Below are 23462 nucleotides of genomic sequence, written 5' to 3'. Positions count from 1 at the left end.
GATGGCGAACACCGACCCGAACGAGAAGTCCGCGGAAGAAGGCGGCCTCGTGTATGTCAGCGACAACGACCCCGGCCTGCGCCGCAAGCGCGCAGGCCGGGGTTTTTCGTATGTGGATGCCGACGGTCGCGTGGTGCGCGATGCGCGCACGCTGCAGCGCATCCGCAAGCTCGCCGTTCCGCCGGCCTATCGCGACGTCTGGATCTGCGCGCGCGCCAACGGCCATCTCCAGGCCACCGGGCGCGATGCGCGCGGTCGCAAGCAATATCGCTACCACCCGCGCTGGTCCGTCGTGCGCGATGCGGAGAAGTTCGACCACATCGTCGCCTTCGGTGCTGCGCTGCCGCGCCTGCGCCGCGCGTTGCGGCGGGATCTCGTGCTCGATGGACTCCCGCGCGAAAAAGTCACCGCGATGATGGTGGCGATCATGGGCGACACGCTGGTCCGCGTAGGCAACGACGAATACGCGCGCGGCAACCAGTCCTTCGGACTGACCACGCTGCGCAATCGCCACGTGGCATTCGCCGGTGGCCGCGCGCGCCTGCGCTTCCGCGGCAAGAGCGGGCAGGAGCACGACATCGTGCTCGACGATGCCCGCGTCGCGCGGCTCGTGCGTCGCATCCAGCAACTGCCCGGGCAGTCGTTGTTCCAGTACCTCGACGAGGAGGACCATCCGCAGCCCGTCGACAGCGGCACGGTCAACGACTACCTGCGCGACGCGATGGGCGCGGCGTTCACCGCGAAGGACTTCCGCACCTGGGGGGCGACGCTCTCCGCGCTGCGCCTGCTCGCAGACCAGACGGTGCCGCTGAAGGACAACGGGGGGCTCAACCAGCGCGTGGCCACGGCCATCCGCAACACGGTGGTCGAGCGCGTGGCCAAGCGCCTGCGCAACACGCCCGCGGTCTGCCGCAAGTCCTACATCGACCCGACGGTCTTCCAGGCATGGGAAGACGGCCGCCTGCACCGCGCCTGCAAGGACGCGCGCGGGCCGCGCCAGTGGGAACAGGCCGCGCTGCGCCTGTTGCGCGCCGCGCGCCGCCCGAAGGCGCCGCGTTAGACTTGCGCGTCAGGAACACAGCGGAGCGACGCATGGCCCTTCGTCTGGCGATGGCCCAGTTCGATTTCCCGGTGGGCGCGGTCGAGGCGAACGCCGAGCGCATCGCCGAGATGATCGCGATCGCGCGGGACGAACACGGTGCCGACATCGTGCTGTTCCCCGAACTGGCGATCAGCGGTTATCCGCCGGAAGACCTGCTGCTCCGCCCGCGCTTCCTGCGCGATTGCGAAGCGGCGCTGCAACGCATCGCGCGCGACGTGCAGGGCATCGTGGCCGTGGTCGGCTGGCCGCAGGCCGCGGGCGCGGTGGTGTACAACGCCGCGAGCGTGCTGCGCGACGGCGCGATCGAGCAGACGTATCGCAAGCGCGAGCTGCCCAACTACGCGGTGTTCGACGAGCGCCGTTACTTCGATGTCGATCCCGACGGCGAAGCCTGCGTCTTCGACGTGCAGGGCGTGCGCGTGGGCCTGGTCATCTGCGAAGACCTGTGGTTCCCCGAGCCGATCGCGCGCCTGGCGAACGAGAACGTCCAGCTCGTGCTCGTGCCGAACGCGTCGCCCTACGAGCGCGACAAGCACGCGCAGCGCGACGGCCTGATCGCCGAGCGCGTGGCCGAAGCGCGCACCGCGCTCGCCTATCTCAATGTCGTGGGCGGCCAGGATGCGGTGGTGTTCGACGGCGCCTCGGTCATCGCCGACGGCGACGGTCGCGTGCATCCGGCCGCGGTCGCATTCGAGGATGCGTGGCTGGTCGCGGATTTCGATCCCGCCACGCGCAGCTTCCTGCCGCTGCTGTGGCCGGTGGAGCCGGAGGAAAGCCGCGATGCCCTGGCCTGGCGCGCGATCGTGCGCGGCCTGCGCGATTACTGCGGCAAGAACGGATTCGAAAAGGTGTGGCTCGGCTTGTCGGGCGGCATCGACTCGGCGATGGTGCTCGCGCTCGCGGTCGATGCGCTCGGGCCGGAGAACGTCACTGCGGTGCGTTTGCCCTCACGCTACACGGCGGGCATGTCGAACGACCTCGCGGCGGAGCAGTGCCGCTCGCTCGGCGTGCGGCTGGAAGCGGTGTCGATCGAGAAACCCTTCGCCGGGTTCCTCGAAGCGCTGGCGCCGCTGTTCGACGGCAAGGCGCCCGACGTGACCGAAGAGAACCTGCAGTCGCGCAGTCGCGGCGTGTTGCTGATGGCCTTGTCCAACAAGTTCGGCGGCCTGTTGCTCACCACCGGCAACAAGAGCGAATACGCCGTGGGTTACGCGACGATCTACGGCGACATGTGCGGCGGCTACGCGCCGATCAAGGACCTGTACAAGACCGAGGTCTACGCGCTCGCGCGCTGGCGCAATGCGTTCGGCGGCACGGCGCCGCACGGAGGCATGGTGATCCCGATGGGGGTGATCGATCGCCCGCCGTCGGCGGAACTGCGCGAGAACCAGAAGGACCAGGATTCGCTGCCACCCTACGACGTGCTCGACGCGATCCTGTATCGCCACGTGGACCTGGAGCAGGCGCGCGACGAGATCGTCGCGGCGGGCTTCGATGCCGCCACCGTGGAGCGCGTGCTGCGCCTGGTGCGGATCAGCGAGTGGAAGCGCCACCAGGCCGCGCCGGGACCGAAGGTCTCGCGGCGCGCGTTCGGGCGTGAGCGGCGTTATCCGATCACGAACGGGTACAAATGACGGCTTAGTGCTCCGCCGCCGACTTCTCGCCCGCGAACGGGTTGAGCTTGCGGAAGGTCGACGGGAAGTTCGGCCAGTCGCCCGAGAGCCACGGGTGGTTCGGGTCGTTCTGCTGCAGCACGCGACGGGCATCGTCGGCGAGCGTCTTGTTGCCCATCTCGGTGTAGGACTCGGCCAGCAGCGCAACGGCATCGTTCTGCCAGGCGCTCTGCGGATAGGTTTCCAGGATGTACTTCGCGCGCGAGGCCGACGCGACGTAGGCGCCGCGACGCAGGTAATACAGGCCGGTGTCGAGCTCGTGCTTCGCGAACAGGTCGCGCAATTCGATCATGCGCTTGCCGGCGTCCTCGGCGTAACGGCTGTTCGGGTAGCGCTCGGAGACCGTGGAGAAATCGTTGTAGGCCTGCTGCGGCGCCGACAGGTCGCGGTTGCTCATCTCCAGCGAGAAGACCTTCTGCAGGAAGATGGCGTTGCGCGTGGCATTGGACAGGCCGCGCAGGTAATAGAAGTAGGCGATGTTGCGATGCGTGGGGTAGGTGCGGATGAAGCGGTCGATGGTGCTCACCGCATCGTCGTGCTTGCCCGCCTTGAACTGCGCATAGGCCATTTCCATCATGGCCTGCTCGGTGTACGGGCCATAGGGATACTGGGCGATCAGGCGCTGCCAGACCTCGGTGGCGCTGGACCAGCGTTCCTTCAGCATGTCCTGGTGGGCCTTGTCGTACAGGACTTCGACGGGCTGGCCCTCGTTCTTGTCTTTCTTGCCCCACAGGTTCTTGAAGCTCGAGCACCCGGAGCTGGCCAGGACGGCGGCGAGCAGCAGCAGGAGCAGGGAACGCGGCACGAAGCGAAGGGTCATGGGCAGGAGGCTGAAGGAAGTGGGGGCGCCGGAGGCACGAAGCCCGGATAATAACAGCCCGTCGCGAGGGGCCGGGCCGGTCCCGGTCCCCGTGGCTGAACCGGAGTCCGCATGACCTCTTCCCATCCCGACGCGGGCGCCGAGTCGCGTACCGCGATCGTGCCCGACTCGGCTGCCGGACGTCGCTTCGACGCCGTCCTGGCCGAATTGTTCCCCGAGTTTTCGCGATCGCGCCTGTCCGAGTGGATCAAATCGGGCGATGCGCTGCTCGATGGACGCCCCGCGCGGCCGCGCGATCCCGTGCGCGGCGGCGAGACGGTGTCGCTGCAGGTCGTGCTCGAGGTCCAGACCACGGCCGTCGCCGAGGACATCGCGCTGGACATCCTGTATGAGGATGAAGCGGTGTTCGTCCTCGATAAGCCCGCGGGCCTGGTGGTGCACCCGGGCGCGGGCAACCCGGCCGGCACGCTGGTGAATGCGCTCCTGCACCGCGATCCCTCGCTGGAAGTCCTGCCGCGCGCGGGCATCGTGCATCGCCTCGACAAGGACACGTCGGGCGTCATGGTGGTCGCGCGCACGCTGCCCGCGCACACCGCGCTGGTCGAACAGCTCTCCGCGCGCGGCGTGCATCGCCAGTACCTGGCGGTGGTCGTGGGCGCGCTGGTCAGCGGCGGCACGGCGAATGCGCCGATCGACCGCCACCCGCGCGACCGCATCCGCATGGCCGTGCGCGACGACGGCAAGGAAGCCATCACGCACTACCGCCTGCGCGAACGCTTCCGCGCGCACACCGCGCTGGAATGCCGCCTGGAAACGGGGCGCACGCACCAGATCCGCGTGCACATGGCGCATCTGAAGCACCCGATCGTCGGCGATCCCCTGTACGGCGGACCCTTGAAGCTCCCCCGCGGCGCGACGCCCGAGCTGATCGAAGCCTTGCGCGGCTTCAGGCGCCAGGCGCTGCATGCCGAAACGCTGGAGTTCACGCATCCGATCAGCGGCGAGCCGATCCGCTGCACCGCGCCCGTGCCCGCGGACCTGCGCAAGCTGATGGACGCGTTGCGCGACGACCAGCGTGCCGCGACGGAGGCGGCCCGGTGAGCGAGGCCGTCCTGCGCGCCGAATGGCCCGCGCCGGGCGGCGTGCAGGCGTTCACGACCTTGCGGCATGGGGCAGGGCGCTCGATCGTGCCCTTCGATGCCTTCAATCTCGGATTGCGCAGCGGCGATGACCTCGATGCCGTCGCGCGCAACCGTGCGGAACTGATCGAACGCTTTGCATTGCCGTCGGCACCGCGCTGGTTGCGCCAGGTGCACGGCACGCATGTCGCGATCGAACCGGGCCACGACGAACCCGAAGCCGACGCCGCGGTGACCCGCACGCCGGGCACCGTGCTCGCGATCCTCACGGCCGATTGCATGCCCGTCGTCTTCGCCTCGCGCGACGGCGATGAACTCGGCGCCGCACATGCGGGCTGGCGCGGACTCGCGGGCGGCGTGCTGGAAGCCACGCTCGATGCGATGCGCACGCCGCGCGAACACATCGTCGCGTGGCTCGGCCCGGCCGCGGGGCCGCAGTCCTATGAAATCGGGCGCGAGGTGTACGACGCGTTCGTGTCGCACGCTTCGGCCGCCGCGGCGGCCTTCGTGCCGACGCGCGAAGGCCATTGGCGCGTCGACCTGTATGCCCTCGCACGCCAGCGCCTCGCGCGCGCCGGCGTGATGGACGTGCATGGCGGAGCCTTCGACACGATCGGCGATGCGCGCTTCTTCTCGCATCGCCGCGACCAGCGGACGGGGCGGATGGCGACGATCGCCTGGATGGCGCCGTGAACGAACCTTTGTTCCGCCGCGTGCTCGGCGCGCAGGCCTTCGACGCATTGCCGCCGCTGGTGCGCGGCGTGCATGCCGTATCGACGCAGGAAACCTGGCGCGGTGCGGCCAACATCACGCGCGGCAGGAACCTGTTGTCGAAGCTGTGCGCCACCGTCGCCGGCCTCCCTGGCGCACGCCGCGATGCACCGACGTCGGTGACCTTCGCGGTCGATGGCACGCGGGAACACTGGCACCGCGATTTCGGCGGCGCCCGCATGTCCTCGCGCTACCGCGAATGGAACGGGCGCCTGCTCGAACGCCTCGGGCCGCTGGAATTCGTGTTCTCGCTGGGCGTGCACGACGGCGAAATCCTGTGGCACACCACCGGCGTGCACCTGTTCGGCGTGCTGCCGCTGCCCTCGTCGTGGTTCACGCAGGTGCGTTGCCGCGAGCGGGAACGCGAAGGTCGCTACGAATTCCTGGTGGAGGCGGCGATGCCGCTGGTCGGCCCGATCATCCGTTACGAAGGCTGGCTCGCACGTGGGTGAGGCGATCATCGTCTTCGACGGCACCTGCGTCGTGTGCAACGGCTGGGTGCGCTTCCTGCTGAAGCACGATCGTCGGCGGCGCTATTGCTTCGCCGCGATGCAGAACGACGCCGGGCGCAGCTTGCTCGCGCAACATGGCCTGGACCCCGACGACCCCAGTTCCTTCCTGCTGCTCGACGAATCGGGCGCGCACCGGGACACCGATGCCATTCGACGCGTGATCACGGGCCTCGGCGGCGCGTGGCGCGCCGCGCATGCGATGCACCTGGTGCCCGCGCCCTCGCGCGATGCGGGCTATCGCACGCTCGCGCGCAATCGCTATCGCTGGTTCGGCCGACACGAGGCGTGCGTCGTTCCCGACGCCCGCGACGCGGACCGGTTCCTCTAAGACTTCGAATCAGGCCTGCAGCGCGATCACCGCATCGCGCGCACGCTGGGTCAGTGCGCTGCGGTCGGACGCCTGCATGCCGCGCGTGTCGATCGGCGCACCGAAACGCACGCGGATCGTACCCGGGCGCACGTTGAAGCCCGAAGGCGGCAACACCTCGCCGCTGCCGATGATCGCCACCGGCACCACGGGAACGCCGGCTTCGATCGCAACCTGGAACGCGCCGCCCTTGAAGGGCCCCGTCGTGCCGTCCTTGCTGCGCGTGCCTTCCGGGAATGCGATGAGCGTGGCGTCCGCGCGCAAGCGATCGGCCGCGTCACCGAGCCTGCGCCGCGCTTCGCGCGCATTGGCGCGGTCGATGAACACCATGCCCATCGCGCGTGCGTACCAACCGATGAAGGGCATGGCCGCGAGTTCGCGCTTGAGCATGAAGCGCAGCGGCACGGGCACGGCATGGAACATGGCGGCGATGTCGAACATCGACGCATGGTTCGCCACCAGCACCTGCGCCCGCGACCAGTCGATGGCCTCCGCGCCCTCGACCTCGAGCTTCGCACCCGCGCCGGCGAACAGCAGCGGCGCCCAGTACCACGAGGCCATCCGCAAGGGGACGGCCGGTCCGCAGAACATCCCCAGCAGCAGCGCGACGGGGAACCCCAACACCGTCACCAGGATCGTGAACATCGCTTGCAGCGCATTGAGCGCTCCCCACCCCAGACGCACCATCACCACGACCCGGCCAGCCGAAAAACGGCGCACAGGATAGCCGCCCGGCGGCCCGATCCAAGGGGTCGGCCCCCGACCCACACGGCCGGCCCGCGCCGGTCCCCCTTTTGGCCCCGCCTCCACGCCCGCATCTGCAGGCTATCGCCGGCGCCGTGCCCGGCCCCAGATGCTCCCGGAGCCCTTTCCATGCGAATGGACAAACTCACCTCGCGCTTCCAGCAAGCGCTCGCCGATGCGCAATCGCTCGCGGTCGGCCGCGACCACAACGTCATCGAGCCCGTGCACCTGCTCGCGGCGCTGCTCGACCAGCAGGGCGGCGGCACGCGCGCGCTGCTCACCCAGGCCGGCGTGAACGCGCCGCTGCTGCGCGAACGCATCGGCGAGGCGCTGGACAAGCTGCCGAAGGTCTCCGGCCAGGCCGGCAACGTGAGCGTGTCCAACGACCTGGCGCGCCTGCTCAACGTCACCGACAAGCTCGCGCAGCAGAAGGGCGATGCGTTCATCGCCAGCGAACTGTTCCTGCTCGCCGCGCTCGACGACAACGGCGAGGCCGGCCGCGCGCTGAAAGCCGCCGGTGCGAACAAGCAGAAGCTCGAAGCCGCCATCGACGCGATGCGCGGCGGCGAAAAAGTGCAGAGCGAGAACGCCGAAGACCAGCGCCAGGCGCTGGAGAAATACACGATCGACCTCACCGCGCGCGCCGAGAGCGGCAAGCTGGATCCGGTGATCGGCCGCGACGAGGAAATCCGCCGCTGCGTGCAGGTCCTGCAGCGCCGCACCAAGAACAACCCCGTGCTGATCGGCGAGCCCGGCGTGGGCAAGACCGCCATCGTCGAAGGGCTCGCGCAGCGCATCATCAACAACGAAGTGCCGGAAGGCCTGCGCGGCAAGCGGCTGTTGTCGCTCGACATGGGCGCGCTCATCGCCGGCGCGAAGTTCCGCGGCGAATTCGAAGAACGCCTGAAGGCCGTGCTCAACGACCTGGCGAAGAACGAAGGCCAGATCATCCTGTTCATCGACGAGCTGCACACGATGGTCGGCGCGGGCAAGGCCGAGGGCGCGATGGACGCGGGCAACATGCTCAAGCCGGCGCTCGCGCGCGGCGAGCTGCATTGCATCGGCGCGACCACGCTCGATGAATATCGCAAGTACATCGAGAAGGACGCGGCGCTGGAGCGTCGCTTCCAGAAGGTGTTCGTCGGCGAGCCGAGCGTGGAGGACACCATCGCGATCCTGCGCGGCCTGAAGGAGCGCTACGCGGTGCACCACGGCGTGGAGATCACCGACCCGGCGATCGTCGCGGCCGCGACGCTGTCGCACCGCTACATCAGCGACCGCCAGCTGCCCGACAAGGCCATCGACCTGATGGACGAAGCCGCGTCGCGCATCCGCATGGAAATCGACTCGAAGCCGGAAGAGCTCGACCGCAAGGAACGTCGGTTGATCCAGCTGAAGATCCAGCGCGAGGCGTTGAAGAAGGAGAAGGATGCGGAGTCGAAGCAGCGCCTGGCCGATCTCGAAGCGGAGATCGCGCGGCTGGAGCGCGAGTTCAACGACCTCGAAGAAATCTGGAAGGCCGAAAAGGCCACGCTGCAGGGCGCGACGAAGATCAAGGAGCAGATCGAACACGCGAAGCTCGAACTGGAAGCGGCGCAACGCAAGCAGGATTTCGCGACGATGAGCGAGATCCAGTACGGGCGCATTCCGGAGCTGGAGAAGGAATTGAAGGCCGCGCAGGAAGCCGAGTCGAAGGGCTTCACGCTGCTGCAGGACAAGGTGACCGCCGAGGAGATCGCCGAGGTGGTGGCTCGCTGGACCGGCATCCCGGTCAGCAAGATGCTCGAAGGCGAGCGCGAGAAGCTGCTGAAGATGGAAGAGCAGTTGCAGAAGCGCGTGGTCGGCCAGGCCGAAGCGGTGCGTGCCGTGTCCGATGCGATCCGCCGTTCGCGCGCGGGCCTGAGCGATCCGAACCGGCCGAACGGGTCTTTCCTGTTCCTCGGCCCGACCGGCGTGGGCAAGACCGAACTGACGAAGGCGCTCGCCGATTTCCTGTTCGATTCGCCCGACGCGATGGTGCGCATCGACATGAGCGAGTTCATGGAGAAGCATTCGGTGGCGCGACTGATCGGCGCGCCTCCGGGCTATGTCGGCTACGAAGAAGGCGGTTACCTCACCGAAGCGGTGCGGCGTCGTCCCTACAGCGTGATCCTGCTCGATGAAGTCGAGAAGGCGCACCCGGACGTGTTCAACATCCTGCTGCAGGTGCTGGACGATGGCCGATTGACGGACGGGCAGGGACGCACGGTCGATTTCCGCAACACGGTGATCGTGATGACCTCCAACCTGGGCTCGCAGATGATCCAGGAGATGTCGGGCGACACGCCGGAGGCCTACACGCAGATGAAGGCCGCGGTGATGGGCGTGGTGCAGGCCCACTTCCGCCCGGAGTTCATCAACCGCCTCGACGAGATCGTCGTCTTCCATCCGCTCGACAAGGCGCAGATCCGCGAGATCGCCCGTATCCAGACGCAGTACCTGGGCAAGCGGCTGGCGGAGCGGGGGATCAAGATCGAACTCGCGGACTCGGCCCTGCAATTGCTCGGGAACGTGGGCTTCGACCCCGTCTACGGCGCGCGGCCGCTCAAGCGCGCGATCCAGCAGCAACTGGAGAATCCCCTCGCCACGAAGATCCTGTCGGGCGAATTCACGAGCGGGGACACCATCCACGTGGAGGCTTCGGGAGGCCAGCTGGCCTTCCGGAAGGGTTGATCAGGCCAGCAGTGCCAGGAATGCGCACGCCACCGCGAGGACCAGTGTCACGTAGCGAAATTTGCGCGTGAGCCCCGTGGCGAGCATGTGCGCCAGCCGCGCGAGATCGGCCAGGACGCGGGTTTCGTCCAATTGCGCCACGGCGTTGACGTAATCGTCGGGGCGCGTGGCGGCGACCGTGTCGGAGAACATCAGCGATTCCGGTCGCGAGCGCCCAAGCCAGGAGGCCAGCACGAGCGATGCGAGCACCATCGAGGTGAGCGACAGGAGCGTGGCCGCGATGAGCAGCACCCGCGCCGCGCCGCCCGCCGACAAGGCGGCCAGGAGTTCGCTGCGCTGGCCGATGGCGGGCGCGAGGAAGATCGCGTTGCTCGTGAGGACCAGCGAGCCCTTCACTGCGGCGAGATTGAAATACCCGTCGTAGCGGGCGATGGCCGTCTTCAGGTAGTCGTAGCGGGTCGCAAAATCCACCGTATTTCCCTCGTCCTTGGGTTGCGGCGAGTGTCCCCGGGTCGCGGCCGGGCCGCAAATCCCGCCTGAATTTGTCCGCACGCCTGCGAATCCGCAGGGAATCGCCCGCCCCGGGGCCTGTAAACTTCGCGCCCATGATCGCTTTCCGCAACTTCGCCCTCCGCCGGGGCGAGCGCCTCCTTTTGTCCGACGTCGACCTGGCCCTCCACGCCGGCTATCGCGTGGGCGTCGTCGGCCGCAACGGCACCGGCAAGTCCTCCCTGTTCGCCGCGATGATGGGTGAGGTGGAACCCGACAAGGGCGACATCGACCTGCCCGGCAAGGCGCGCATCGCCTCGGTCGCGCAGGAAACGCCGTCGCTGCCCGACAGTGCGATCGACTTCGTGCTCTCCGGCGACGCCGCGGTGCACGACGCGATCCAGTTCGAAGCGAATGCCTTCGCGAACGAAGACTGGGAAGCGGTGGCCGAAGCGCACCAACGCCTCGAAGAACTGAATGGCTACGACGCCACCGCGCGCGCCGGCCGCCTGCTGCATGGCCTCGGCTTCCCGCCGGAAACGCATGCGAAGGCCGTGTCCGAGTTCTCCGGCGGTTGGCGCGTGCGCCTCAACGTCGCGCGCGCGCTGATGACGCCGAGCGACCTGCTGTTGCTCGACGAACCGACCAACCACCTCGACCTCGACGCCGTCCTCTGGCTCGAGCAGTGGCTGCTGCGTTACCCGGGCACGCTGCTGGTGATCTCGCATGACCGCGAGTTCCTCGACAACGTCACCACGCACACGCTGCACCTGCACGAAGGCCGCGCCAAGCTCTACACCGGCGATTACACGGCGTTCGAACGCCAGCGCGCGGAACAGCTGCGCCAGCAGCAGATCGCCTTCGAGAAGGAACAGGTCGAACGCGCGCACCTGCAGTCGTTCATCGATCGCTTCAAGGCCAAGGCCAGCAAGGCGAAGCAGGCGCAGTCGCGCATGAAGCGCCTGGCGAAACTCGCGGGCACGGAAGCCGTGCGCGCCGAGCGTTCCCTGCGCATCGAATTCCCGGAGCCGCAGCGCCTGCCGAACTCGCTGGTGCGCCTGAACCACGTCGATGCGGGCTACGGCGACACGCGCATCCTTGCGGACGTGGGATTCGGCCTCGAAGCAGGCGATCGCGTGGGCCTGCTCGGCCCGAACGGCGCCGGCAAGTCCACGCTCGTGAAAACCCTGGTCGGCGAGTTGCCGCTCCTCGCGGGCGAACGCAACGCGCATCCGGACATGCGCATCGGCTACTTCGCGCAGCACACCGTCGAATCGCTGATGGCCGGGCAGACGCCCATCGACCACCTGCGGAAGGTCGCAGGCGATTTGCCGACGCAGCAGTTCCGCGATTTCCTCGGCAAGTGGAATTTCCCCGGCGATCGCGCATTCGAATCGATCGACGGGTTCTCAGGCGGCGAGAAGGCGCGCCTGGCGCTGGCCATGATTGCGTTCAAGCAACCGAACGTGTTGCTGCTCGACGAGCCGACCAACCATCTCGACCTCGACATGCGCGAAGCGCTCGCCGAGGCGCTCAGCGATTTCGATGGTGCGATCGTGCTGGTCTCGCACGACCGCCACCTGATCGGCCTGGTGTGCGACACCTTCGTGCGCGTGGCCGACGGCAAGGTCGAATCCTTCGATGGCGACCTCGACCAATACGCCGCGTGGCTGCGCTCGCGCCCGGGGAGCGAATCCTCGAAGGCGGACAAGGCCGAAAAGGCCAAGCCCGCTGCAGTGGAAGCGCCGCCCGCGCCGGCCAAGCCCGCGAAGAAAACCAATCCGCACGCCCTGGCCAAGGCCGAAGCCCGCGTGGCCGAGCTCGAAGCGAAGATCGCCGAGATCGACAAGGTGCTGGCCGACCCGAAGGTCTACGCCGAGAAGGCCAAGGCCGCGGACCTGGGCCGCAAACAAGCCGACCTGCGCGCCGAGCTCACTCGCGCCGAGGCCGACCTGCTCGCCTTGTACGAAGCGGCCTGACCCCAATATTCCTCCGATTCCAAGCGACATTCGCCCGCCATGCCCATCTACGCCTTCGAATGCGCCGCCTGCGGCCACCACTTCGACCGTCTGCAGAAAATCGCGGACCCGGATCCCTCCGCCTGCCCGCAGTGCGGCGCCGATGCGGTGAAACGCCAGGTGACCGCGCCGTCGTTCCGCCTCTCGGGCAGCGGCTGGTACGAGACGGACTTCAAGAAGGGCAGCGACAAGAAGAAGAACCTGACGGAGGGCTCGTCGTCTTCGTCTTCGTCGTCGTCATCCGATTCGAAGCCGTCGACGCCCGCGAAGTCGGAGTAAACCTCAGGCCGCCAGGTGCTCCTGCCACCGCACGATGCGGTTACGCCCCGTGCGCTTCGCATGCAGCAGCGCCAGGTCGGCGCGATGCAGCAGGTCGGAGAGCGATTCCCCGTGATGCCATTCCGCGATGCCCACGCTCGCGGTGCATGAGAAGTCCTCGACCTTCAGCCCGGCGATGCGCGCGCACAGATCCTTCGTGATCTGCTCCGCGTCGGCCGCGCGCATGCCCGAGAGCAGCATCGCGAACTCTTCGCCGCCCACGCGCCCGATCAACCGACCGGGACCTTCGAGGTCCAGCAGGCATTGCGCCACCGCCGACAACAGCTGGTCGCCGAGGCGATGGCCGCCCTCGTCGTTCACGCGCTTGAAATGGTCGAGGTCGATGAAGCAGGCCGTGAGCAGGTCGCCCGGATGCAGGCGCGCCAGGGCCGCTTCGCCCATTTCGATGAAGTGGCGGCGATTGAGCACGGAGGTGAGGGCGTCGAGCCGGGCCCGTTGCGCAAGCTCCTCTTCGGCGAGGAAGTAGGCGCGACGCGAATAGTCGACCGTGCCGTGCATCGCCATCGCCGTGATGCCGCCGGCCAGGGCCTGGATGCCGTAGGCCAGCCAGACCGTGCTGCCCGCGCTGCTGTGCCACAGCGCCAGTGCACCGGCCGCGTACGCGGAGACGATCGCGATCACCACCGTGCGCGTGCGGGCGAAGAAGGGCGCGGTCACCAGCGGGGTGGCGATGAACATCGGAAGCAGCAGGGCGAGCCCGCCATGCCCGGGCCGGGTTGTGAGGGCGCAGGCGACGAGGAACAGCGTCTGCAGCCCGACCCCGACCCAGGCGAACAGGTCGGCGCTCTCGATGCCCCGCATCCACAGCGCGATGGCCAGCAGGATCACGAAACCGGCCCACACCACGGGATCGCGCAGCCACTCCGACAGCGGGGCGGGCATGAGCAGGGCTTCCACGGCCACGAAAATCAGCAGCAGTAGCGGGGCCAGCAGGACCAGGCGGCGCAATCGCACGCGCTGCCAACCAAACATTCGCTGGACGTACGCCGCCTCGCGTTCCGGCGGAAACACCATCGGCCACCCCTTTCTCACCCCACTCATTAAGAACGAACGCGGGCGGCGGGCCGGGCAGGCCTCGGGCTAAAATGCGCGTCTTTCCGGCCCCGGCCGGACCGCCATCCGTGTTGGAGCTCCCATGCGTACCCACTTCTGCGGCCTCGTCGACGAGGCGCTGGTCGGACAGACCGTCACCCTGTGCGGCTGGGCCGACGTCGCCCGCGACCTCGGCGGCCTGTGCTTCATCGACCTGCGCGACCACGAAGGCATCGTGCAGGTCGTCGCCGAATCCTCGGATGCGGAAGGCAACGCGGCGGTCGTGGAAGCGGCTTCGAAGATCGGCTACGAAGACTGCCTGCGCATCACCGGCGTCGTGCGCCGCCGCTCGAGCGTGAACGCGAAGATCAGGACCGGCCAGGTCGAAGTCGTCGCCACGAAGATCGAACTGCTCAACAAGGCCGAGCCGCTGCCGTTCCACGCCCACGAAAACCCGGGCGAGGACATCCGCCTGAAGTACCGCTACCTCGACCTGCGCACGCCGGAGATGCAGCGGATGATGCGCACGCGCATCAAGCTCGTGCAGGCGCTGCGCCGCTGGCTCGACGCGCGCGGTTTCCAGGACATCGAAACGCCGATCCTCACCAAGGCCACGCCCGAAGGCGCGCGCGACTTCCTCGTGCCCGCGCGCATGCATCCGGGCGAGTTCTACGCGTTGCCGCAGTCGCCGCAGTTGTTCAAGCAGATCCTGATGATGGCGGGCTTCGACCGCTACTACCAGATCGCGCGCTGCTTCCGCGACGAAGCGCTACGTGCCGACCGCCAGCTGGAATTCACGCAGCTCGACATGGAGTTCGCGTGGGTGTCCGAGCGCGACGTGCAGGACACCGTGGAGGAAATGATCCGCGTGGTGTTCCGCGAAGTGATGGACGTGGAGCTGGCCAATCCCTTCCCGCGCATGACGTACGAAGAGGCGATGCGCCGCTACGGTTCGGACAAGCCGGACCTGCGCAACGCGATGGAATTCACCGACATCGCCGAGCTCGTGAAGACCTGCGAGTTCAAGGTGTTCACCGATTGGGCGAACCACGCCGACGGCCGCGTCGTCGCGCTGCGTGCGCCGGGTGGCGCGCAGTTCTCGCGCAAGCAGATCGACGACTACGGCGCGTACGCGGCCAAGTACGGTGCGAAGGGCCTGGCGTGGATGAAGGTCGAAGACGCGTCGAAGGGTCGCGAAGGCATCAATTCGCCGATCGCGAAGTTCCTCGACGACGCGACGATCGCCGCGATCCTCAAGGCCACCGGCGCGCAGACCGGCGATGCGATCTTCTTCGGCGCCGCCACGTACAAGTCCGCCTCCGACTTCATGGGCGCGCTGCGCCTGAAGCTCGGCAAGGACCTGGGCCTGGTCGCCGTGGGCTGGACGCCGCTGTGGGTCACCGACTTCCCGATGTTCGAATGGGACGAGGAAGAGCAGCGTTACGTCGCGCTCCACCATCCCTTCACCGCGCCGGCGGTCGATTCGATCGACGACCTGCGCGCGAACGCGAAGACCGCCGTGTCGCGCGGCTACGACATGGTGCTCAACGGCAACGAGATCGGCGGCGGTTCGATCCGCATCCACAATTCGCAGATGCAGTCGGCGGTGTTCGACATGCTGGGCATCGGGGCGGAAGAAGCGGAAGGCAAGTTCGGCTTCCTGCTCGACGCGCTGAAGTACGGCGCGCCGCCGCACGGTGGTATCGCCTTCGGCATCGACCGCATCGCCGCGCTGATGGCGGGCACGGAATCGATCCGCGACGTCATCGCCTTCCCGAAGACCACCACCGCGCAGTGCCTGATGACCGGCGCGCCGTCGCCGGTGCCGGACAAGCAGCTCGCCGAAGTGCACGTCTCCGTCCGCGAGAAGGCCGACAAGTGAGCGAGCCCACGATCCGTCGCGCGACGCTCGACGACGTCGAGCGCCTGAAGGATGTCGGCGAGCGCGCGTTCGTCAGCGCGTTCGGGCACCTGTATCCGCCGGACGATCTCGCGGCCTTCCTGGAAGACGCGTATTCGGTGGAGAAGCAGCGCAAGTTCCTCACCGATCCGACGTATGCCTTGTGGATCGTCGAACGCGACGGGCAGGCGCTGGGTTACGCGCTCGCCGGCCGCCCGTGCATGCTGCCGCACGAGGACGTGCGTCCCGAGGACGGCGAGCTGAAGCGCATCTACCTGCTGCCCGAAGCACAGGGCAGCGGCATCGGTGCGCGCCTGATCCAGACCGCGTTCGATTGGCTGGAACAGGACGGCCCCTGCACGCTGTGGATCGGCGTGTACTCGCAGAACTTCGGTGCGCAGCGCTTCTACGAACGCCTCGGCTTCCAGAAGGTCGGCGGTTACGAATTCATGGTCGGCAACACGCGCGACCCCGAGTTCATCCTGCGGCGCGACGCGGCCGCCTCCCCGAAGGCACGCAGCGCCACCGCGTGAGCCGGCGCGTCCTCCTGCTGCATGGTCTCTGGATGCCGGGCTTCGCGATGGCCTGGCTCGCGGGCAAGCTGCGCTCGGCGGGGTTCGATCCCGAAATCTTCGCGTACGGGAGCGTCGCAGACGGTCCCGATCGCGCCGTGCCGCGTTTGATCGACATCATCGGCGATGAAGACGTCGACATCGTGGCGCACAGCCTCGGCGGACTCATCACGCTGCAGGCCTTGCTCGACGCACCGCACCTGAAGGTGCGGCGCGTGGTGTGCCTGGGCTCCCCACTCGCGGGCAGCGGCGCCGCATCCGGCATGCTGCGCTGGCCGGTGGCGACCTATCTGCTCGGGCGCAGCGCGACCTTGCTGCAATCCGGCTTCCCGCACTGGCAGGGGCAGGCGCAGGTCGGCGTGGTCGCCGGCCGCGTGCCGCACGGGCTCGGCGCCTTGTTCGGCCAGTTCGCGGGCGACCACGACGGCACGGTCGCCGTCGAAGAAACCCGGCTGCCCGGGGTCGCCGACCACGTGGTCATCGATGCCAGCCACAGCGGGATGCTCTGGTCCGTCGACGCCGCCGACCAGGCGATCGCCTTCCTGCGGGACGGCCGCTTTTCCCGCCCCGCCTGACGGCCACGGGGCTTGGCGCCCCTGTAGAATTTGCGCCCCTGAAAGACCAGCAACCGGATGTCCCCATGGGTCGTGGCCCTTCCATCGAAGCCCGCAAGAACGCGGTCGACGCGCAGCGCGGCAAGATCTTCACCAAGGTGATCCGCGAAATCGGCGTCGCCGCGCGCGCCGGTGGCGGCGATCCGTCGTCGAACCCGCGCCTGCGCGCCGCCATCGATCGCGGCCTGCAGGTGAACATGTCGAAGGACGTCATCGAGCGCGCCATCAAGAAGGCGACCGGCGAACTGGAAGGCGTCACCTACGAGGAAATCCGCTACGAGGGCTACGCGCCCGGCGGCGTCGCGGTGATCGTGGATTGCCTCACCGACAACAAGGTCCGCACCGTCGCCGACGTGCGCCATGCCTTCGGCAAGTTCGGAGGCAACCTGGGCACCGATGGCTCGGTGTCCTTCATGTTCAAGAAGCTCGGTGTCCTGTCCTTCGCGCCCGGCGCGGACGAGGACCGCATCACCGAGGTGGCGATCGATGCCGGTGCCGACGACGTGGTCGTCTACCCCGAGGACGGCGCCATCGACGTGCTGACCGCCCAGGACGGCTTCGACGCGGTCAAGGCCGCGATGGACGGCGCGGGCCTGAAGCCCGACATCGCCGAAGTCACCATGCGTGCCGACAACGATATTGCGGTGGCCGGCGAGACGGCCCAGCAGGTCGCCAAGCTGCTGCGCTGGCTCGAGGACCTGGACGACGTCCAGAACGTCTATTCCAACGCCGACCTCGGCGACGACGCCTACGCCGCGTAGACTGCCCGAGTGACCCGCATCCTCGGCATCGATCCCGGCTCCCAGCGCACCGGCGTGGGCGTGATCGACGTGGACGATGCCGGGCGTTGCACGTTCGTCCATTGCGAAGCGCTGGTGCTGCTGGACGCCGCCGACTTCCCCGCGCGCCTGGGCCGCCTGTGCGAAGGCCTCGATGCCCTGATCGACGCCTGGGCCCCGAACGAAGTCGCGATCGAAACCGTCTTCATGGACAAGAACGCGACCTCGGCGCTCAAGCTGGGGCACGCGCGCGGCGCCGCGATCGCCACCGTGGTGCGCCGCCAGCTGTCCGTGCACGAATACGCCCCACGCCTGATCAAGCAATCGCTGGTCGGCGGCGGTGCCGCGGAAAAGGCGCAGGTGCAGCACATGGTGCGCCTGTTGCTCAAACTCCCCGACGCGAAACTGCAGGCCGACGCCGCGGACGCGCTCGCCGTCGCCCTCACCCATGCGCACATGCGCGCGACCGCGCTGCGTGCAGGCGCGAGCGTCGCCTTGCTGCGCCGCCGCCGCTGACCCACACGACCGGAGCCACTGCGTGATCGGACGCCTCAAGGGAATCCTCGTGCACAAGCAGCCGCCGTGGCTCGTCGTGGACGTGCATGGCGTGGGCTACGAGCTCGAAGCGCCGATGAGCACGTTCTACGACCTGCCCGAGCTCGGCCGCGAAGTTGCGCTGTTCACGCACTACGCGCAGAAGGAAGACAGCGTGTCGCTGTACGGCTTCCTGCGCGAAGGCGAGCGTCGTTTGTTCCGCGACGTGCAGAAGGTGACGGGCATCGGCGCCAAGATCGCGCTGGCCGTGCTCTCGGGCGTGAGCGTGGACGACTTCGCGCGCCTGGTGCAGGCCGGCGACGTCACTGCGCTCACCCGCATTCCCGGCATCGGCAAGAAGACCGCCGAGCGCATGGTCGTGGAACTGCGCGACCGCGCCGCGGACCTCGGCGGTGGTGGCGGCCCGATCGGCGGCAACGTGCCGGCCGATGCGCAATCCGAAGCGGTCGTCGCCCTGCAGCAACTCGGCTACAAGCCCGCGGAAGCCTCGCGCATGGTGCGCGATGCCGCCGCAACGGGCGACGACGCCGCGACCATCATCCGCAAGGCGCTAAAGTCCGCGCTCCGCTGAAGACCCCCAAATGGCCGACACCCGCCAGCAGGCAACGAATTCGCACACGCACGGGCATTCCGGGCACGGCGGCCGCGCGGGGCTGCTCGGCCTGGCGGTGGGCGCGGTCGGCGTGGTCTTCGGCGACATCGGCACCAGTCCGCTGTACACGCTGAAGGAAGCGTTCTCGCCGCACTACGGCCTGACCGCCAACCACGACACCGTGCTCGGCATCCTCTCGCTCGTGTTCTGGGCGCTGATGATCGTGGTGACGCTCAAGTACGTCACCATCATCATGCGCGCCGACAACGAAGGCGAGGGCGGCATCATGGCGCTGATGGCGCTCGCCCAGCGCACGCTGCCGAAGAATTCGCGCTCCACGTATGCGGTGGGCATCCTCGGCATCTTCGGCGCCTCGCTGTTCTTCGGCGACGGCGTGATCACGCCGGCGATCACCACGCTCTCGGCAGTGGAAGGCCTGGGGGTCGTCGCACCGCAGATGCACACCTGGGTCGTGCCGATCACGCTGGCGATCATCGTGTTCCTGTTCGGCACGCAGCGCTTCGGCACCGAGCGCGTGGGCAAGGTGTTCGGGCCGGTGATGGTGGTGTGGTTCCTCGCGCTGGCGACGATCGGCGTGATCAACATCCGCCACAACCCCGAGGTTTTCCACGCGATCAATCCGTGGTGGGCGATGAACTTCTTCGCCACGCACGGCGCGCATGCCATCTTCATCCTCGGTGCGGTGGTGCTCGCCGTCACCGGCGGCGAGGCGCTGTACGCGGACATGGGCCACTTCGGCGCGCGCCCGATCCGGCACGCGTGGTACTGGTTCGTGCTGCCGGCGTTGATGCTCAACTACATGGGGCAGGGCGCGCTGCTGCTGGTCGACCCGCGCATCGCGCACAACCCCTTCTACATGTCGGTGCCGGACGTCGCGCGCATCCCGATGATCATCCTGGCCACGGCTGCGGCGGTGATCGCCTCGCAGGCCGTGATCACCGGCGCGTACTCGGTCGCGCGCCAGGCCATGCAGCTGGGCTACATCCCGCGCATGCGCATCCAGCACACGTCCAAGGACACCATCGGCCAGATCTACATCCCGTGGATCAACTGGGTGCTGATGCTGGCGGTGCTCGGCCTGGTGCTTGCCTTCCGCAGCTCCACGGGCCTGGCCTCGGCGTACGGTGTGTCGGTGTCCGGCACGATGCTCATCGACACGCTCCTGCTCGCCCTGGTCGCGCGCGCGATGTGGCCGAAGGCGCGCGCCTGGGTGCTGCCGCTGTGCCTGCTGTTCGCGATCATCGACGTCGCCTTCCTCATCGCCAACGGCGTGAAGTTCCTCGATGGCGCGTGGTTCCCGGTGGTGCTCGCCATCATCGTGTTCACCGTGCTGCGCACCTGGCGCCGCGGTCGCCAGTTGCTGTACGAGGAAATCCGCAAGGACGGCATCCAGATCGACACCTTCCTGCCTGGCCTGATGCTCGCGCCGCCCGCGCGCGTGCCGGGCACCGCGATCTTCCTGATAGCGCAGAAGGGCATGGTCCCGCACGCGCTGCTGCACAACCTCAAGCACAACAAGGTGCTGCACGAGCGCAACGTGTTCCTGACGGTGGAAACCCTCAACGTGCCGCACGCGCCGAAAGACAAACGCCTGCGGATCGAGCCGATCGGCGACGACTTCTGGCGCGTGCTGGTGCGCTTCGGCTTCATGGAAGTGCCCGACGTGCCGCTGGCGCTGATGCGCAGCTGCGACATGGGCGAGGCGCGGGGCATTCCGTTCGACCCGATGGACACCACGTTCTTCGCCAGCCGCGAAACCGTCGTCGCCGGCCGCCACCGCGGCATGCCGATCTGGCGCGACCGCCTGTTCGCCTTCCTGCACCGCAACGCGGCGCCGGCGACGGGCTTCTTCCGCATCCCGGGCAACCGGCTGGTCGAACTGGGCGCGCAGGTCGAGATCTGATCGCGGCCCGCCCTAAAGGGCACACCCGCAACGGTCGCAGCGGTCTTGCGACCGTGCGACGATAGGGCCATGAACGACCCTCGCGTCATCACCGCCGCCGCCACGCGCGAAGACGAGGCGATCGAAGCTTCGATCCGCCCCCGCAAGCTCGACGAATACCTGGGCCAGGCGCCCGTCCGCGAGCAGATGCAGATCTACATCGAGGCGGCCAAGCGACGCGGCGAAGCGCTGGACCACGTGCTGATCTTCGGGCCGCCGGGCCTGGGCAAGACCACGCTCTCGCACGTGATCGCCAACGAATTGGGCGTCGGCCTGCGCCAGACCTCCGGCCCCGTGATCGAAAAGGCCGGCGACCTCGCGGCGCTGCTCACCAACCTGCAGCCGCACGATGTGCTGTTCGTCGACGAGATCCATCGCCTCTCGCCGCTGGTGGAAGAGGTGCTGTATCCGGCGATGGAGGATTTCCAGCTCGACATCATGATCGGCGAGGGCCCCGCGGCCCGTTCGATCAAGCTCGACCTGCCGCCGTTCACGCTGATCGGCGCCACCACGCGCGCGGGCCTGCTCACCGCACCCCTGCGCGACCGCTTCGGCATCGTGCAGCGCCTGGAGTTCTACACGCCGGAGGAACTCACGCGCATCGTGCGGCGTTCGGCGCAGATCCTCGGCATCGATTGCGATGCGTCGGGTGCGGCGGAAATCGCCAACCGCTCGCGCGGCACGCCGCGCATCGCCAACCGCCTGCTGCGCCGCGTGCGCGACTTCGCGCAGGTGCGCGCCAGCGGCCACATCGACCGCGCCGTCGCCGATGCGGCGATGCAGATGCTCAAGGTCGATCCGCAGGGCTTCGACGAACTCGACCGCCGCCTGTTGCGCACCATCGTGGAATCCTTCGACGGCGGCCCGGTCGGCGTCGAATCGCTCGCCGCGGCGCTCAGCGAAGAACGCGGCACGCTCGAAGACGTGATCGAGCCCTACCTCATCCAGCAGGGTTACCTGGTGCGCACCGCGCGCGGCCGCATGGCCACGGCGAAGGCGTATCGCCACCTCGGGCTGCGCCCGAAGGCCGGCGCGCAGGACCTGTTCGTCCACCCGGAACCGACGAGCCCGGATGATGCAACCCAAGAGTGACCTCGTGTTCAGTTGGCCGACACGGGTGTATTGGGAGGATACGGACGCTGGCGGCGTGGTCTACCACGCGCAGTACCTCGCCTTCATGGAACGCGCGCGCACCGAATGGATGCGGGCACGGGGCCACGGCCAGGATCGCCTGCGCGAAGAGCACGACCTCGTGTTCGCCGTGCGGGCGATGCGTATCGACTTCCGCCTGCCTGCGCGCCTGGACGACGCCTTGCAAGTGACGGTCGCGCTGCGCGAATGCCGCCGCGCGAGCCTCGTGCTCGCGCAGGAGATTCGCCGCGGCGACACGCTGCTGCTCGACGCGGAAGTCCGCGTCGCTGCGCTGTCGGCCGCCAGGTTCAAACCCTGTCCGATCCCGCAACCGTTGTTCGAAGCACTGAACGCCCTCGTGGAGAGCCCAGAATGAATCCGATGTTGATGGCGCAGGCCGCGACGACCCAGGCACTGCCCGACCAGGGCGCCGCGCAGACCGTCGAGATCGCAGGCACCGCGGCCGCCAATGCCGCCGCGCATCCCGCGGGGCACATCGACCTGCTGCAGCTGATCGTGCACGCCAGCATCCCGGTGCAACTGGTGATGTTGCTGCTGCTGTTCGCCTCGATCGCCTCGTGGCTGATCATCTTCCGCAAGAAGCGCGTGCTCGACCGCGCCGAACGCGAAGCCGAGCGCTTCGAAGAACGCTTCTGGTCGGGCGCGGAGCTGGCGAAGCTGTATTCCGGCGCCACCGAGCGCGGCCGCTCCGCCGATGGCCTCGAAGCGATCTTCGAAGCCGGCTTCCGTGAATTCAACCGCGTGCGCCAGCGCCGCAACGCCGACGGCCGCATGCAGCTGGAAGGCGCGCAGCGCGCGATGCGCGCGACCACCTCGCGCGAACTCGACGGCCTGGAACACAACCTCGAATTCCTCGCCAACGTCGGTTCGATCAGCCCCTACGTCGGCCTGTTCGGCACGGTGTGGGGCATCATGATTTCGTTCCAGGGCCTGGCGAACGTGAAGGAAGCGACCATCGCGACCGTCGCGCCGGGCATCTCCGAAGCGCTGATCGCGACCGCGATGGGGCTGTTCGCCGCCATCCCGGCGGTGTGGGCGTACAACCGCTTCGCCACCAAGGTCGAGCGCATCGCCACGCGCTACGACGCGTTCTCCGAGGAGTTCTCCTCGATCCTGCAGCGCCAGGCGCACGTCGACGAATAAGGCGAGGACACACGCATGACCTCCATGTCGTCGCGCCGGAAGAAGAAGCGCAAGCTCAAGGCCGAAATCAACGTCGTGCCGTACATCGACGTGATGCTCGTGCTGCTGATCATCTTCATGGTGACCGCGCCGCTGTTGAACCTCGGCGTGGACATCGAGCTGCCGCAATCCAACGCGCACCCGCTCGAGCAGAAGAAGGAGCCGATCATCGTGAGCCTGGATAAGCAGGGGCGCATGTGGATCACGCTCCAGGGCGCCAAGAACCAGCCCGTGACCGAAGAGCAGATGGTCGCGCAGGTCGGTGCGTTCGTGCGCAACAACAAGGACGTGCCGGTGTATGTCGCGGCCGACAGCGACGTGGCGTACCAGAAGGTCTACGACGTGCTCACCGCGCTGCAGACGCGCGCCAACGTGCCGCGTGCCGGGCTGATGAGCCAGCAGGGAGAGTCGAAGCAGTGAAGGAAACCCGCGCCG

Annotated in this window: 24 protein-coding genes; 20 read left to right on the top strand and 4 right to left on the bottom strand. The window is 68.0% G+C overall.

Annotated elements, in window-relative coordinates:
* Position 1 precedes the first annotated feature (1 nt).
* Together LVB87_RS01705 and LVB87_RS01700 are read left to right on the top strand one after the other, a co-directional pair.
* Entirely contained in the window at positions 2–1060 is a 1059-nt protein-coding gene (locus LVB87_RS01705; RefSeq protein ID WP_232899201.1) for a DNA topoisomerase IB, read from the top strand.
* 32 nt (positions 1061–1092) lie between these two features.
* Positions 1093–2736: an NAD+ synthase gene (locus LVB87_RS01700; protein WP_232899200.1), complete on the top strand. Its 1644-nt coding sequence runs from the start codon at positions 1093–1095 to the stop codon at positions 2734–2736.
* A 4-nt stretch (positions 2737–2740) separates the two neighbouring features.
* Here the strand turns inward: LVB87_RS01700 and LVB87_RS01695 are convergent, their stop codons facing one another.
* On the bottom strand, positions 2741–3595 hold the full coding sequence (locus LVB87_RS01695) for an outer membrane protein assembly factor BamD (RefSeq protein WP_232899199.1): 855 nt from the start codon (positions 3593–3595) through the stop codon (positions 2741–2743).
* Between the two features lie 111 nt (positions 3596–3706).
* On the opposite strand from LVB87_RS01695, the gene rluD reads away from it, so the two are divergent.
* The 4 genes from rluD to LVB87_RS01675 are packed head-to-tail and all read left to right on the top strand — an operon-like array spanning position 3707 to position 6345.
* A complete protein-coding gene (rluD, locus tag LVB87_RS01690) occupies positions 3707–4696 on the top strand; it encodes a 23S rRNA pseudouridine(1911/1915/1917) synthase RluD (RefSeq protein WP_232899198.1) in 990 nt (329 codons plus the stop codon).
* A complete protein-coding gene (gene pgeF / locus LVB87_RS01685; RefSeq protein WP_232899197.1) occupies positions 4693–5427 on the top strand; it encodes a peptidoglycan editing factor PgeF in 735 nt (244 codons plus the stop codon). Before rluD ends, pgeF begins: the two co-directional genes overlap by 4 nt.
* Positions 5424–5957, top strand: coding sequence for a DUF4166 domain-containing protein (locus LVB87_RS01680; protein WP_232899196.1), 534 nt, complete (start codon positions 5424–5426; stop codon positions 5955–5957). Before pgeF ends, LVB87_RS01680 begins: the two co-directional genes overlap by 4 nt.
* Entirely contained in the window at positions 5950–6345 is a 396-nt protein-coding gene (locus tag LVB87_RS01675) for a thiol-disulfide oxidoreductase DCC family protein (protein ID WP_232899195.1), read from the top strand. The genes LVB87_RS01680 and LVB87_RS01675 overlap by 8 nt, the downstream gene beginning before the upstream one ends.
* A gap of 9 nt (positions 6346–6354) precedes the next feature.
* On the opposite strand, the gene LVB87_RS01670 is transcribed toward LVB87_RS01675, so the two are convergent.
* On the bottom strand, positions 6355–7071 hold the full coding sequence (locus LVB87_RS01670; protein WP_232899194.1) for a lysophospholipid acyltransferase family protein: 717 nt from the start codon (positions 7069–7071) through the stop codon (positions 6355–6357).
* 186 nt (positions 7072–7257) lie between these two features.
* On the opposite strand from LVB87_RS01670, the gene clpB reads away from it, so the two are divergent.
* Positions 7258–9840: an ATP-dependent chaperone ClpB gene (clpB, locus tag LVB87_RS01665; protein WP_232899193.1), complete on the top strand. Its 2583-nt coding sequence runs from the start codon at positions 7258–7260 to the stop codon at positions 9838–9840.
* Here clpB and LVB87_RS01660 read toward each other — a convergent pair whose 3' ends face one another.
* The gene (locus LVB87_RS01660) at positions 9841–10311 is read right to left on the bottom strand and encodes a Pycsar system effector family protein (RefSeq protein WP_232899192.1); all 471 of its coding nucleotides are present in this window, start codon (positions 10309–10311) and stop codon (positions 9841–9843) included.
* Positions 10312–10445: 134 nt separating this feature from the next.
* Between LVB87_RS01660 and LVB87_RS01655 the strand changes: the two genes are divergently transcribed.
* Both LVB87_RS01655 and LVB87_RS01650 read left to right on the top strand, forming a co-directional pair.
* Positions 10446–12308, top strand: a complete 1863-nt coding sequence (locus LVB87_RS01655; RefSeq protein ID WP_232899191.1) for an ABC-F family ATP-binding cassette domain-containing protein — start codon at positions 10446–10448, stop codon at positions 12306–12308.
* Positions 12309–12347: 39 nt separating this feature from the next.
* Entirely contained in the window at positions 12348–12626 is a 279-nt protein-coding gene (locus tag LVB87_RS01650) for a zinc ribbon domain-containing protein (RefSeq protein WP_232899190.1), read from the top strand.
* A 3-nt stretch (positions 12627–12629) separates the two neighbouring features.
* Here the strand turns inward: LVB87_RS01650 and LVB87_RS01645 are convergent, their stop codons facing one another.
* Positions 12630–13700, bottom strand: a complete 1071-nt coding sequence (locus LVB87_RS01645) for a GGDEF domain-containing protein (RefSeq protein ID WP_232899189.1) — start codon at positions 13698–13700, stop codon at positions 12630–12632.
* A gap of 121 nt (positions 13701–13821) precedes the next feature.
* Between LVB87_RS01645 and aspS the strand changes: the two genes are divergently transcribed.
* The 11 genes from aspS (at position 13822) to tolR (ending at position 23447) form a co-directional block, all read left to right on the top strand.
* On the top strand, positions 13822–15600 hold the full coding sequence (gene aspS / locus LVB87_RS01640) for an aspartate--tRNA ligase (RefSeq protein WP_232899188.1): 1779 nt from the start codon (positions 13822–13824) through the stop codon (positions 15598–15600).
* Positions 15597–16151: a GNAT family N-acetyltransferase gene (locus tag LVB87_RS01635; RefSeq protein WP_232899187.1), complete on the top strand. Its 555-nt coding sequence runs from the start codon at positions 15597–15599 to the stop codon at positions 16149–16151. The genes aspS and LVB87_RS01635 overlap by 4 nt, the downstream gene beginning before the upstream one ends.
* On the top strand, positions 16148–16765 hold the full coding sequence (locus LVB87_RS01630; protein ID WP_232899186.1) for an alpha/beta hydrolase: 618 nt from the start codon (positions 16148–16150) through the stop codon (positions 16763–16765). Before LVB87_RS01635 ends, LVB87_RS01630 begins: the two co-directional genes overlap by 4 nt.
* Before the next feature lie 65 nt (positions 16766–16830).
* Positions 16831–17565, top strand: a complete 735-nt coding sequence (locus tag LVB87_RS01625) for a YebC/PmpR family DNA-binding transcriptional regulator (RefSeq protein WP_232899185.1) — start codon at positions 16831–16833, stop codon at positions 17563–17565.
* A 9-nt stretch (positions 17566–17574) separates the two neighbouring features.
* Positions 17575–18099 (top strand): crossover junction endodeoxyribonuclease RuvC, encoded by a 525-nt coding sequence (gene ruvC, locus LVB87_RS01620; RefSeq protein WP_232899184.1) that lies wholly within the window; start codon positions 17575–17577, stop codon positions 18097–18099.
* Positions 18100–18121: 22 nt separating this feature from the next.
* The gene (gene ruvA / locus LVB87_RS01615) at positions 18122–18709 is read left to right on the top strand and encodes a Holliday junction branch migration protein RuvA (RefSeq protein ID WP_232899183.1); all 588 of its coding nucleotides are present in this window, start codon (positions 18122–18124) and stop codon (positions 18707–18709) included.
* Positions 18710–18719: 10 nt separating this feature from the next.
* Entirely contained in the window at positions 18720–20654 is a 1935-nt protein-coding gene (locus LVB87_RS01610) for a potassium transporter Kup (RefSeq protein ID WP_232899182.1), read from the top strand.
* Between the two features lie 69 nt (positions 20655–20723).
* Positions 20724–21785, top strand: coding sequence for a Holliday junction branch migration DNA helicase RuvB (ruvB, locus tag LVB87_RS01605; protein ID WP_232899181.1), 1062 nt, complete (start codon positions 20724–20726; stop codon positions 21783–21785).
* The gene (ybgC, locus tag LVB87_RS01600) at positions 21766–22200 is read left to right on the top strand and encodes a tol-pal system-associated acyl-CoA thioesterase (RefSeq protein ID WP_232899180.1); all 435 of its coding nucleotides are present in this window, start codon (positions 21766–21768) and stop codon (positions 22198–22200) included. The genes ruvB and ybgC overlap by 20 nt, the downstream gene beginning before the upstream one ends.
* Positions 22197–22988, top strand: a complete 792-nt coding sequence (gene tolQ / locus LVB87_RS01595) for a protein TolQ (protein WP_232899179.1) — start codon at positions 22197–22199, stop codon at positions 22986–22988. Before ybgC ends, tolQ begins: the two co-directional genes overlap by 4 nt.
* A 15-nt stretch (positions 22989–23003) precedes the next feature.
* Positions 23004–23447, top strand: coding sequence for a protein TolR (gene tolR / locus LVB87_RS01590; protein ID WP_232899178.1), 444 nt, complete (start codon positions 23004–23006; stop codon positions 23445–23447).
* Positions 23448–23462 lie beyond the last annotated feature (15 nt).

The sequence above is a fragment of the Lysobacter sp. KIS68-7 genome, from assembly GCF_021284745.1.
GTDB lineage: Bacteria > Pseudomonadota > Gammaproteobacteria > Xanthomonadales > Xanthomonadaceae > Noviluteimonas.
Note: the sequence above shows the minus strand (reverse complement) of the source record. Positions and strands in the feature narration are given on the sequence as shown.

Excerpts from the sequence above, each read along its gene's own strand:
- LVB87_RS01705 (WP_232899201.1), top strand. The coding sequence starts at position 2 with ATGGCGAACACCGACCCGAACGAGAAGTCCGCGGAAGAAGGCGGCCTC.
- LVB87_RS01700 (WP_232899200.1), top strand. The coding sequence starts at position 1,093 with ATGGCCCTTCGTCTGGCGATGGCCCAGTTCGATTTCCCGGTGGGCGCG.
- LVB87_RS01695 (WP_232899199.1), bottom strand. The coding sequence starts at position 3,595 with ATGACCCTTCGCTTCGTGCCGCGTTCCCTGCTCCTGCTGCTGCTCGCC.
- rluD (WP_232899198.1), top strand. The coding sequence starts at position 3,707 with ATGACCTCTTCCCATCCCGACGCGGGCGCCGAGTCGCGTACCGCGATC.
- LVB87_RS01670 (WP_232899194.1), bottom strand. The coding sequence starts at position 7,071 with ATGGTGCGTCTGGGGTGGGGAGCGCTCAATGCGCTGCAAGCGATGTTC.
- clpB (WP_232899193.1), top strand. The coding sequence starts at position 7,258 with ATGCGAATGGACAAACTCACCTCGCGCTTCCAGCAAGCGCTCGCCGAT.
- LVB87_RS01655 (WP_232899191.1), top strand. The coding sequence starts at position 10,446 with ATGATCGCTTTCCGCAACTTCGCCCTCCGCCGGGGCGAGCGCCTCCTT.
- LVB87_RS01650 (WP_232899190.1), top strand. The coding sequence starts at position 12,348 with ATGCCCATCTACGCCTTCGAATGCGCCGCCTGCGGCCACCACTTCGAC.
- LVB87_RS01645 (WP_232899189.1), bottom strand. The coding sequence starts at position 13,700 with ATGGTGTTTCCGCCGGAACGCGAGGCGGCGTACGTCCAGCGAATGTTT.
- aspS (WP_232899188.1), top strand. The coding sequence starts at position 13,822 with ATGCGTACCCACTTCTGCGGCCTCGTCGACGAGGCGCTGGTCGGACAG.
- LVB87_RS01625 (WP_232899185.1), top strand. The coding sequence starts at position 16,831 with ATGGGTCGTGGCCCTTCCATCGAAGCCCGCAAGAACGCGGTCGACGCG.
- LVB87_RS01610 (WP_232899182.1), top strand. The coding sequence starts at position 18,720 with ATGGCCGACACCCGCCAGCAGGCAACGAATTCGCACACGCACGGGCAT.
- ruvB (WP_232899181.1), top strand. The coding sequence starts at position 20,724 with ATGAACGACCCTCGCGTCATCACCGCCGCCGCCACGCGCGAAGACGAG.
- ybgC (WP_232899180.1), top strand. The coding sequence starts at position 21,766 with ATGATGCAACCCAAGAGTGACCTCGTGTTCAGTTGGCCGACACGGGTG.
- tolQ (WP_232899179.1), top strand. The coding sequence starts at position 22,197 with ATGAATCCGATGTTGATGGCGCAGGCCGCGACGACCCAGGCACTGCCC.
- tolR (WP_232899178.1), top strand. The coding sequence starts at position 23,004 with ATGACCTCCATGTCGTCGCGCCGGAAGAAGAAGCGCAAGCTCAAGGCC.